Here is a 10,118-nt window from a genome sequence, read left to right on the forward strand (position 1 = left end):
CGTTCCTTCCGCCCACGCCAGTACCCCCTTTGGAACCGGCCTCATCAGCGAGTATGGCCTAGATCACATCGCGAAAGATAGGCGAAACGAGGCATAGTGGGATGCAGTTTCTGCACATTCAGCGTGCATTTCTGCACACGCAGCGGCGGCTTCATGAAAGGTCGAGGATGATGGCTTGGGAAAACCCCGTGCACCAGGTGGCGTTGCGAGGCGTGCGCATGGATGCGCAAACCCGTTGCGCCCACTACCACTCCTTGTTCGATGTGATCGCACTGAAGCACGACTGCTGCGCCACCTTCTACCCCTGCCACCTCTGCCATGGCGAACTGGCCGATCACGAGGCAACGCCGTGGCCGGCGGACCGGTTCGATGAACCCGCCGTGCTCTGCGGGGTCTGCAGCACGCAGCTGAGCCCGGCGAAGTACCTCGATGCCACTTCTTGCCCGAACTGCCAGGCCCTGTTCAATCCTGGCTGCAAAGTGCATCTGGACTTGTACTTCGAGATGAAGCCAGCCAGCTAGTCCCAGGGCAACTCGTTGTCTTGTGCAGGCTGCTGCGGGATCACCAGCACCGGACGATGCTGCTTGTGGGCCAGCGCCACGGCGATCGACCCGTCCATCAGCTGGGCCATCTTGCTGCGGATCCCCGGACGGCGGGTGCCCACGACGATCATCTGCGCATCGAGCTGCTCGGCTACCGCGGCCAGCACCTTGGCAGGGTCGCCGGCCACGGTATAGCTCTCGAGCTCGACACCGGTAATCACCGAGGTGATTTCCCAGGCGAGTTCCTCGGAGACCGGGCTGGCCGAAGCCAGCAGGTCGCCCTCGGACAGCTTGTCGGTAATCAGGCGCCCGGAATCAACGTGGATGCACACCAATCGTGCATTCAGCCCGCGTGCCAGCGAACCGGCCGCAGCAAATACCGCCGGGGACATGCCCGATTCCACGCCCATGACCATAGTGCTCATCAGCTCTACCCGCTTCCCTTATTGGCAGTTCCGGTCGAAGAAACTGCAGTTCACAAATCCTTGAGCTCCATGGCCTGGTCCGTCAGCCGATCAGCGGCAATTTCCCGACCAACCAGCCCGCGCAGGGTGTCATTGACATCCCAGATATTCACGTTGGCTGCCGCCGTGATCCTCTGGCCGTCCTGCCAGAACAGCAAGAACTCTCCACTCTCGATGCTTCCGCGGACCACCGAGGCGTCATCGGGAGAATTATGCCCGACGTATTCCATCCCCAGATCGAATTGGTCGGTGAAGAAATACGGGAGCCAGTCGTAGGATTCTTCCACGCCCATCAGCGTGGCCGCGGCGAGCTTGGCTTGGCGGATGGCATTGTCCCAGTGCTCAACGCGCAGCTGCCGCTGCAGCCTGGTATTGAAGGCCTGGGCGATATCCCCGACGGCCAGGATCTTGGAATTGCTGCTGCGCAGCGAAGCATCCACGACCACTCCCGAATCCACTTCCAGCCCGGCGGTCTGCGCCAGCTGCAAGTTGGGGCGGGCGCCAATGGCCAGCAGCACCACGTCGGCACGCGATGAGCCGGCGTCGGAGAGCACCTGCAGATGCCCGTCCACCTGCTCGATGCCCTGGGCTCGTGCGGTGCGCACGTCCACGCCATGGCGTTGGTGCAGTTCCAGCAGGTAGTGCCCGAAGCGTTCGCCGAAAACCTTGGCCAACGGCATCTCGGACGGGGAATAGACGGTGACGCGCGCACCGCGTTGGCGGGCGGTGGCCGCCACTTCCATGCCAATCCAGCCCGAGCCGATGACCGCCACCTGCGCCCCCTCGGTCAGTTCTGCACGCAGCGACTTCGCATCGGCCACGGTGCGCAGCACGTGCACTCCGGGCAGGTCGTAGCCGGGCATCGGATTCTGCCCGCCCACGCTGGCCCGCGACCCGGTAGCCAGGACCAGCTGGTCGTAGTCCACCGCGCTGCCATCGGCCAGCAGCACCTGCTGGCTAGCAGTTTCGATGCTGATCGCTGCGACCCCCAGGCGCAGGGCGACATCGTGGCGTTCATACCAGGGGCCGTCGTGGACCGTGAAGGAGGCAGGATCGTCCTTGCCTTGCAAGAACCCCTTGGACAGCGGCGGACGCTCATAGGGAAGCTCGGCTTCCTCGCTGATCAGCGTCAGCGCTCCCGCATAGCCGCGCTCTCGCAATTCGCTGGCAACAGTAGCGGCGGCCAGGCCGCCACCGGCAATGACGATCGATTCCATGCTGTCTCCAACTCCTCGAAGGCGGTATACCTCGATCGTGGCACGCGAGCATCGCGCTGGCAAGAGCCGGCGGAAGAACCGGGCATTACTAGGGGGATCCTGATAATTCCGGGCCATTGGGGCGCAACTGCCGCTGGCTGCCGGTAAGGTGCCAAGTACCTCGGAAAACCAGCTTAGGAGCCAGCCATGCACACGTCCCGCCATCAAAGCACCGAAGCCGCTGAAGTCCCGGGCCGCTACGTGCTCGTCTTCGACCAGCCAGCTGCCGGCGCCCCTGGCCTGGCCCAAGTCCAACGCGACACCGAACTGCCCCAGCTGCTGGCCGAGCAGGGCTACTCCACCAGCGAATACTTCCCGATGCTGGGCATCGCGGTGGTCTCCAGCGACACCGAGCAGCTGGAGGACTTCCGCCAGCGCTGCGCCGGGCATCGGCTGCCGGCCTCCGTGGTGCCGGAACTGGTTTACCGGATCCTGCCCGATGCCGCCAAGGTCCCGGGCCAGTCCTCGTTCGCGGACACCGTGGAATTCACCTGGGGCCTGCAGGCGGTGGGCGCATCGCTGTCCAGCTACACGGGCAAGGGAATCAACGTGGCTGTGCTGGATACCGGCTTCGACAGCGCGCACCCGGATTTCGCCGGCCGCACCGTGGATACCAAGTCCTTTGTCGATGGCGAGGACGCCAGCGACGGCCATGGGCATGGCACCCACTGCATCGGCACGGCCTGCGGTCCGCGCGACCCGCAGCAGGGACCGGGCTACGGGGTCGCCTCCGAGGCCAATATCTTTGCCGGAAAGGTGCTGGGCAGCAACGGATCGGGTTCCGACTCCACGATCCTGGCCGGAATCAACTGGGCGCTGGAAAACAAGTGCGAGGTCATCTCGATGTCACTGGGCGCCGACGTGAAAACCGTGCACCCGCCCTATGTCACCGCGGGACGGCGCGCCCTGGAGCTGGGCTCGCTGATCGTGGCCGCCGCCGGCAACAACGCGCAGCGCTCCGCCGGGAATCCGGGATTCGTCGGCGCGCCAGCCAACAGCCCCTACATCATGGCGGTGGCTGCAGTGGATTCGGCCCTGGCCATTGCCGATTTCTCGGCGCAGGCGCTGGATGCCCAGGGCGGCGCAGTGGATATCGCCGGCCCCGGCGTGGACATCTATTCTGCCTGGCCGGGAGAAAAACGCTACAACACGATCAGCGGCACCTCCATGGCCACCCCGCATGTGGCTGGCGTGGCAGCGCAGCTGGCCGAATCCACCGGGCTGCGGGCCCAGGAGCTGTGGGACAAGCTGCTGTCCACCTCCCGCGATATCCCGTTGCCGGCCGAGGATGCCGGTGCCGGGCTGGCCCAAGCCCCCGCCAGCACGGAAGGCCAATAGGATGTGCGGCGACACAGTGCATATCTATGTGATCACCGTGGTGACCACGGTGGCCCCCGAGTCCATCGTTGATGAGCTGCAAGCCCGCGGACTGCAGGTTAAGCAGGTGCTCGCTGCCCTGGGCCAGATTATTGGCGAGGGCAGCGAGCAGGTGGCCGCAGCGCTGCGGGAGCTCGACGCGGTCGAATCGGTGGATGCCGAGCAGCACTACCGGGCAATCGGCGAGGAGCGCTAGCTAGCGCAGGATCACCGTGCGGTTCCCGTAGAGGAAGACCCGGCCCTCGCAGTGCCAGCGCACCGCATTGGACAGCGCCTTGCACTCGGTGTCGCGGCCGGCGGCCACCAGGTCCTGCGGGCCAAAGGTATGATCCACCTCGACGACCTGCTGGGCGATGATCGGGCCCTCATCCAGCTCGGAGTTCACGTAGTGGGCGGTGGCGCCCACGGTCTTCACGCCGCGCTCCCAGGCCTGGTGGTATGGCTTGGCGCCCTTGAAAGAGGGCAGGAACGAGTGGTGGATGTTGATCGTCTTGCCGGTCAGCTCGCGCGAGAGCTCGTCGGAGAGCACCTGCATGTAGCGGGCCAGGACCACCAGCTCCGCTTCGTGCTTGGCGATCAGCGAGAGCAGCTCCGCCTCGGCCTGCGGCTTGGTCTCCTTGGAGATCGGCACATGGTAGTACGGGATGCCGTGCCACTCGACCAGCGACCGGCTGTCCGGGTGGTTGGAGACCACCGCGACGATCTCGATCGGCAATTCGCCGGTGCGGGCACGGAAGAGCAGGTCGTTGAGGCAGTGGTCGAACTTCGAGACCATGATCAGCACCTTGGTCTTCTGGCCGCGTTCGCGCAGCTGCCAGTCCATGTCGAACTGCTGGGCGACCTCGGCGAATTCTGCACGCATCTGCTCCAGCAGGTCGGCCTGCCCCTCGCCGGCGAAGTCCACGCGCAGGTAGAGCCGGCCGGCGGCCATGTCGTCGAATTGCTTGAGCTCGACGATGGTGCGTTCGTGCTTCAGCAGGAATCCGGTGACCGCGTTGACGATCCCCATTCCCTCGGGGCATTGCAGGGTCAGCACGTGGCGGATTTGCTCGCTCATGATTGCTTCAGGTCCTTTCGGCTAGCGGGTTAAACAGCACTGTGCCAGAGCCGGTGTCCGAACGCCACGAACTGGCCGGATTGTTGCTGTGCATGCTTGTGCTTGCGTGTTTGCTGATACAGGCCAGTCCGGCCCCGCCCCGGCGTCGGGACGGGGCCGGATCAGCCGGTGCGGCTAGGCCACCGGTGGTACGGCGAACTCCGCCATGGCGTCGATCAGCCAGTGCACGGTGTGCTCGGTGAACGAGGCGCGCGGCATGATCCGCCAGCTGGTTTCGCCGGTGCGCCACAGCAGCACCGGAATATTCGCCAGCGAGGTGGTGATCGCCTGGTTCACGCCGAAAGCGCGCGGGTGCAGGTCCGCCGGGCAGCTCTTGCGCAGCACCAGCGGCGCATCCGGGCCTTCCAGTGCCAGCACCGAGCGGTTGGCCGAGAGGTCCACCACCTGCCCGGGCTCATCGCCCAGGGCCGCGGCGAGCGCACCTGCCAGCTCGGTGTTCTCCGGGCTGGTGGCCAGGAACTCGTCCGGGCCCAGCCAGAGCACCGCGACGCCCGGTGCCTCGCCGGCCACCTCGCCCACCGCGGCGGGCAGGCCCACGCCGGTGGCCGCAGACAGCGCCGTGTGGGCTGCCCCGCCCGGTGCGCTGCGCAGCGAGATCTGGGTGGTGAAGGCGATTTCGCGCAGGGACACGCGGCCGGCGACGCTGGCCGCCTGCATCTGGGCTGCCAGGTGCTGCGCCGGCGAGCGGCGCACGTCGGTGTCAATCAGGGTGTCGTTAGCCATCACGGCGGCTTCCTTCCGGGTCGAAGAGAACGAGTTCGGAGACCTGGACGTCGACCAGCTGGCCGCCGACCGGGGTCTTGAGCACTTCGCCGATGCGGTTGCGCCCATTCTTGATCAGCGCCAGGCCGAAGGTGCGCCCCAGGGCCGGCGAGTTGTACGAGCTGGTGACCCAGCCTTCCATCGGGGTGATGCCATCGGTGGCCAGCGCGTCGGCGGCAACCAGCGCGGCGCCTTCGGGCAGGCGCAGCGAGCTGTCCACCGGCAGCACCGAAACCAGGTGCTTGCGGTCCTCGCGCACGTTGTCGGCGCGGCTGTAGGAGCGCTTGCCGACGAAGTCCTTGAGTTTGGAGACCACCCATTCCATGCCGGCATCCTGCGGGGTCACCGTGCCGTCGGTGTCCTGCCCGACGATGATGAAGCCCTTCTCGGCGCGCAGCACGTGCATGGTTTCGGTGCCGTACGGGGTGATATTGAATTCCTCGCCGGCGGCGTACACGTCTTTCCAGACGCGCAGCCCGTGCCAAGCAGGGATGGCGATCTCGAAGGCCAGTTCGCCGGAGAAGGAGATGCGGCTGATCCGCGCCTCGATCCCGGAGTCCAGCACCACGTCCTTGAAGGCCATGAACTTGAAGCCCTCGTTGGACACGTCCACCGAGCTGGCCAGCTTCGCGATGACCTCGCGGGACTTCGGCCCGACCACCGCGACGGTGGCCAGCTGCTCGGTCACCGAGGTGCAGGTGACGTCCAGTTCAGGCCATTCGGTCTGCAGCCACTCCTCCAGCCAGTCCAGCACGTCGGCGGCGCCGCCGGTGGTGGTGTGCATCAGGAAGCGGTCCTCGGCCAGGCGCAGGGTCACGCCGTCGTCGAAGACCATGCCGTCGGCCTTGCACATCACGCCGTAGCGTCCCATGCCGACCTTCAGCTTGGTGTAGCCGTTGGTGTACATGCGGTTGAGGAACTCGGCCGCGTCCTTGCCGCGGATCTCGATCTTGCCAAGCGTGGTGGCATCGAGCATGCCCACCGAAGCGCGGACCGCGGCGGATTCGCGGTAGACGGCCTCGTCCATGGTTTCGCCCGGCTGCGGGTAGTACCAGGCGCGCTTCCACTGGCCGACGTCCTCGAATTCGGCACCGTGCTCCACATGCCAGGAGTGCATCGGGGTGATGCGTGCCGGATCCAGCAGCTGCCCGCGGGTGCGTCCGGCCAGGGCGGCGAAGGCCACCGGGGTGTACGGTGCGCGGAAGGTGGTGGTGCCGATCTGTGCCGGGTTCTCGATGCCCAGCACCGCGGCGATCACGCCGATCGCCGCGACGCCCGAGGTCTTGCCCTGGTCGTTGGCGGTGGAGATCGAGGTGTACCGCTTGATGTGCTCCACGGACTGCATGCCGGCGCCGGTGGCGCGCAGCACGTCGGCCACGGACTGGTCGCGCTGCAGGTCCACGAAGTGGGTCTTGTAGTTCGCCGCGTCATCGCCGTTCAGCGAGGGCACCAGCCAGACCGGGCGGGTTTCCCCGGCCGGAACGGCTACCGCCTGCGGTACTTCTGCGATGCGCTGGAAGCCGGCTGCGCTGGCTGCCGCGGCGCCGGTGGCGGCCCCGGTGCTCAGCGCGCTGGCGGTGTCGAAGCGGCCGGTGACCGCGCCGGCCAGGTGCTGGTTGGCCACCGCGGCGGCCGGGACGAACGCATGGATTGCGGTGTCCCAGTCCAGCTTGCCCTGGCGCTGGGAGTGCAGGTGCACCACCGGGTTGAAGCCGCCGCCCACGGCCAGAACGTCGGCCTCGAAGCGCTGCGGGGCACCCAGGTTGCGCTGCTCGTCCAGCTCGGCGACGGTCACTGCCGACAGCTCGCCGGAGGCGTCGGCCTCGGTGTCCACCACGACGGAGCCGGTCAGCACGGTGACCCCGGCGGCCACTGCTTCCGCGGCGGCCGCGGAGACGGTGGTGCGTGCGTCGATGACTGCAACCACCCCGCCGCTGGCGGCCAGTTCGGCGACCAGCTCGTAGGCCGAGTCGTTGGTCGTGGCCACCGCGATCCGCGACCCGGCGCGCACGCCGTAGCGGTTCAGGTAGCTGCGCACCGCGCCGGCGAGCATGATGCCCGGGCGGTCGTTGTTCTCGAAGACGATCGGGCGTTCGTGGGCGCCGGTGGCCAGCACCACCTGCTGGGCGCGGATATGCCAGATGCGCTCGCGGGACACCCCGGGCTGCGACGGACCGTCCAGGTGCACGGTGCGGCGTTGCGCGGCGATCAGGTAGTTCGCGTCGTAGGACCCGAAGACGGTGGTGCGCTGCAGGTGGGTGGTTTCCTCGGCCGCGGCCAGTTCGCCGGTGACCTGCTCGATCCACTGGCTGCTGTCCAGGCCGTCGATCTGCTCCCCGGCGGTGTCCAGCAAGGTGCCCCCGGCCTCGGCGCGCTCGTCGAGCAGCATCACCCGGGCCCCGGAGCGCGAGGCTTCGCGGGCCGCGGCCAGGCCGGCCGGACCGGCGCCGACCACCAGCACGTCGGTGTGCACGTGGACGTGGTCGTAGTAGGCGGGGTCCTCGTTCGGATCCAGCACGCCCAGGCCCGAAAGCAGGGTGGCGTTCAGCGATTCGGTGACCGGGACGGTGGTGGCAGGCAGCATCGATTCGGTGATGTCCTGACTGTGCCGGGCGCCGACGGTCACCAGCGCGTTGGGCTCTTCGACCCCGGCGGCGAAGATGCCGCGCGGGCGGTCCAGGTACAGCGAGTTGCCGCATGAACGCAGCCCGTTGGCCAGCATTGCGCTGGCCACGGTGTCGCCGCGGTAGGCGGAAAGCTGCTGCCCGTTCACTCTCAGGGCCAGTGCTTCCTCGCGGTTAATGCGGGCGCCGGCGCTCTGCGCGGCGGAAAGGCGCTGGGACTGGCTCATCGGGTGCCTCCTTCGGTGGCCTGGATTTCTGGACGTGCTTCGCCGGCACGGTAGACGGCTTTGAATTCATAGGTAACGGTGTCGCGCAGGGCGTTGAACCACTTGCGGCAGCCGCCGGAGTGGACCCAGCGTTCGGCGAAGATGCCCTTCTTGTTCTGCCGGTAGAACAGGTAGCGCGACCATTCCTTGTCGCTCAGCGCGTTCGGATCCTCCGGATAGGCCACGTGGGCTTCTCCCCCGTACTTGAATTCGTTCTCGTTGCGTGGCCCGCAGTTCGGGCAATCAATCAGCATCATGGCGGTTGCTCCTAGTGTGCGACGGCTGCTGCGCCGTGCTCGTCGATGAGGTGGCCGGTTTCGAAGCGCTCCAGGCTGAACGGCTTGTTCAGCTCATGCGGCTCGTCGTGGGCGATAGTGTGCGCCATGGTGAAGCCGGCGCCCGGGGTGCCCTTGAACCCGCCGGTGCCCCAGCCGCAGTTCACGTACAGGTTCTGGATCGGGGTCTTGGAGACGATCGGCGAGGCGTCCATGGTGGTGTCCACGATGCCGCCCCAGGTGCGCAGCACGTGCGCCCGGGCGAAGATCGGGAACAGCTCCACCGCCGCGGCCATCTGCTCCTCGATCACGTGGAACGCGCCGCGCTGGCCGTAGCCGTTGTAGCTGTCGATGCCCGCGCCCATGACCAGTTCGCCCTTGTGCGCCTGGGAGACGTAGACGTGGATGTGGTTGGACATGACCACCGTCGGATGCACCGGCTCGAACAGCTCGGAGACCAGGGCCTGCAGCGGGTGGGACTGGATGGGCAGTTCGAAGCCGGCCATTTCGGCGAGCACCGAGGAGTGCCCGGCACCGGCCAGGGCCACCTTGCCGGCGTTGATGGTGCCGCGCGTGGTCTTCACGCCGGTGACTTTCTCGCCATCCTTGATGAAGCCGGTGACTTCGCAGTTCTGGATGATGTCGACGCCCATTTCGTTGGCCTTGCGGGCGAAGGCCCAGGCCACATGGTCGTGCTTGGCGATGCCGGCGCGCGGCTGCCAGGTGGCTCCCATGACCGGGTAGCGGATGTTGTCGCTCACGTTGATGATCGGGCAGGCTTCCTTGACCTGCGATGGGTCCAGCCATTCGGCGTCCACGCCGTTGAGCTTGTTGGCTTCCACGCGGCGCACCGATTCGCGCACATCCCCGAGGGTGTGGGCCAGGTTCATCACGCCGCGCTGGGAGAACAGGAAGTCGTATTCCAGGTCCTCGGGCAGCTGTTCCCACAGCTTCAGCGACTTCTCGTAGATGCCTGCCGACTCGTCCCAGAGGTAGTTGGAACGGATGATGGTGGTGTTGCGGGCCATGTTCCCGCCGGCCAGCCAGCCCTTTTCCAGCACGGCCACATTGGTGATGCCGTGGTTCTTGGCCAGGAAGTAGGCGGTGGCCAGGCCGTGCCCGCCGCCGCCGACGATGACTACGTCGTAGGACTTCTTCGGTTCCGGGTTGTTCCAGAGGAATTCCGGGTGCTCAGGCAGCAGATCAGCCATGGCTATTCTCCAATCTTCTTCAGGTTCGGGTACAGCGGGTGGGCCGCGGCAAGCTGCAGAACACGATCCTTCAGCTCCGGCAACACCGCCGCATTACCCTCAGCACCAGCAATCAACGTCTGTGCAATGATCTCCGCAACCTCAGCAAACGCAGCCTCCGAGAAACCACGGGTAGCCAACGCCGGAGTACCAATACGCAACCCCGAAGTCACCATCGGCGGGCG

Annotated in this window: 10 protein-coding genes and 1 pseudogene; 3 read left to right on the top strand and 8 right to left on the bottom strand. The window is 66.6% G+C overall.

All coding sequences use genetic code 11. From position 1 onward, the window contains the following. The first annotated feature begins 170 nt into the window (after positions 1-170). Positions 171-521 carry a CHY zinc finger protein gene (locus CQ012_RS16735; RefSeq protein WP_105662698.1) on the top strand — a complete coding sequence of 117 codons (351 nt, stop codon included), beginning with the start codon at positions 171-173 and terminating at the stop codon, positions 519-521. On the opposite strand, the gene CQ012_RS16740 is transcribed toward CQ012_RS16735, so the two are convergent. After that, positions 518-967 carry a universal stress protein gene (locus CQ012_RS16740; RefSeq protein ID WP_105662690.1) on the bottom strand — a complete coding sequence of 150 codons (450 nt, stop codon included), beginning with the start codon at positions 965-967 and terminating at the stop codon, positions 518-520. The two genes, CQ012_RS16735 and CQ012_RS16740, sit on opposite strands and share 4 nt — an antisense overlap. Positions 968-1,017: 50 nt before the next feature. Beyond that, positions 1,018-2,223, bottom strand: coding sequence for an NAD(P)/FAD-dependent oxidoreductase (locus CQ012_RS16745; RefSeq protein ID WP_105662691.1), 1,206 nt, complete (start codon positions 2,221-2,223; stop codon positions 1,018-1,020). A 186-nt stretch (positions 2,224-2,409) separates the two neighbouring features. Between CQ012_RS16745 and CQ012_RS16750 the strand changes: the two genes are divergently transcribed. Both CQ012_RS16750 and CQ012_RS16755 read left to right on the top strand, forming a co-directional pair. After that, entirely contained in the window at positions 2,410-3,600 is a 1,191-nt protein-coding gene (locus CQ012_RS16750) for a S8 family serine peptidase (protein ID WP_105662692.1), read from the top strand. Between the two features lies 1 nt (position 3,601). Further along, the gene (locus CQ012_RS16755) at positions 3,602-3,835 is read left to right on the top strand and encodes a hypothetical protein (protein WP_105662693.1); all 234 of its coding nucleotides are present in this window, start codon (positions 3,602-3,604) and stop codon (positions 3,833-3,835) included. On the opposite strand, the gene purU is transcribed toward CQ012_RS16755, so the two are convergent. The 6 genes and pseudogenes from purU to CQ012_RS16785 all read right to left on the bottom strand — a co-directional run. Next, on the bottom strand, positions 3,836-4,696 hold the full coding sequence (purU, locus tag CQ012_RS16760; RefSeq protein ID WP_105658897.1) for a formyltetrahydrofolate deformylase: 861 nt from the start codon (positions 4,694-4,696) through the stop codon (positions 3,836-3,838). It abuts the gene before it with no gap. Positions 4,697-4,870: 174 nt separating this feature from the next. Beyond that, positions 4,871-5,479: a sarcosine oxidase subunit gamma gene (locus CQ012_RS16765; protein WP_105662694.1), complete on the bottom strand. Its 609-nt coding sequence runs from the start codon at positions 5,477-5,479 to the stop codon at positions 4,871-4,873. Then, positions 5,472-8,369 carry a sarcosine oxidase subunit alpha family protein gene (locus tag CQ012_RS16770; protein ID WP_105662695.1) on the bottom strand — a complete coding sequence of 966 codons (2,898 nt, stop codon included), beginning with the start codon at positions 8,367-8,369 and terminating at the stop codon, positions 5,472-5,474. The genes CQ012_RS16765 and CQ012_RS16770 overlap by 8 nt, the downstream gene beginning before the upstream one ends. Further along, entirely contained in the window at positions 8,366-8,665 is a 300-nt protein-coding gene (locus CQ012_RS16775; protein WP_038991587.1) for a sarcosine oxidase subunit delta, read from the bottom strand. The genes CQ012_RS16770 and CQ012_RS16775 overlap by 4 nt, the downstream gene beginning before the upstream one ends. A gap of 11 nt (positions 8,666-8,676) precedes the next feature. Further along, positions 8,677-9,894 (bottom strand): sarcosine oxidase subunit beta family protein, encoded by a 1,218-nt coding sequence (locus tag CQ012_RS16780; RefSeq protein ID WP_038991586.1) that lies wholly within the window; start codon positions 9,892-9,894, stop codon positions 8,677-8,679. A 2-nt stretch (positions 9,895-9,896) separates the two neighbouring features. Beyond that, a pseudogene (locus CQ012_RS16785) lies at positions 9,897-10,118 on the bottom strand (serine hydroxymethyltransferase); the annotation flags it as partial.

It is taken from the genome of Arthrobacter sp. MYb214 (assembly GCF_002979865.1).
In the GTDB taxonomy this organism is placed as follows: Bacteria; Actinomycetota; Actinomycetes; order Actinomycetales; family Micrococcaceae; genus Glutamicibacter.

Coding starts and splice junctions, on each gene's coding strand:
- CQ012_RS16770 (WP_105662695.1), bottom strand. CDS start 8,369: ATGAGCCAGTCCCAGCGCCTTTCCGCCGCGCAGAGCGCCGGCGCCCGC.
- CQ012_RS16775 (WP_038991587.1), bottom strand. CDS start 8,665: ATGATGCTGATTGATTGCCCGAACTGCGGGCCACGCAACGAGAACGAA.
- CQ012_RS16755 (WP_105662693.1), top strand. CDS start 3,602: ATGTGCGGCGACACAGTGCATATCTATGTGATCACCGTGGTGACCACG.
- CQ012_RS16735 (WP_105662698.1), top strand. CDS start 171: ATGGCTTGGGAAAACCCCGTGCACCAGGTGGCGTTGCGAGGCGTGCGC.
- purU (WP_105658897.1), bottom strand. CDS start 4,696: ATGAGCGAGCAAATCCGCCACGTGCTGACCCTGCAATGCCCCGAGGGA.
- CQ012_RS16745 (WP_105662691.1), bottom strand. CDS start 2,223: ATGGAATCGATCGTCATTGCCGGTGGCGGCCTGGCCGCCGCTACTGTT.
- CQ012_RS16780 (WP_038991586.1), bottom strand. CDS start 9,894: ATGGCTGATCTGCTGCCTGAGCACCCGGAATTCCTCTGGAACAACCCG.
- CQ012_RS16765 (WP_105662694.1), bottom strand. CDS start 5,479: ATGGCTAACGACACCCTGATTGACACCGACGTGCGCCGCTCGCCGGCG.
- CQ012_RS16750 (WP_105662692.1), top strand. CDS start 2,410: ATGCACACGTCCCGCCATCAAAGCACCGAAGCCGCTGAAGTCCCGGGC.
- CQ012_RS16740 (WP_105662690.1), bottom strand. CDS start 967: ATGAGCACTATGGTCATGGGCGTGGAATCGGGCATGTCCCCGGCGGTA.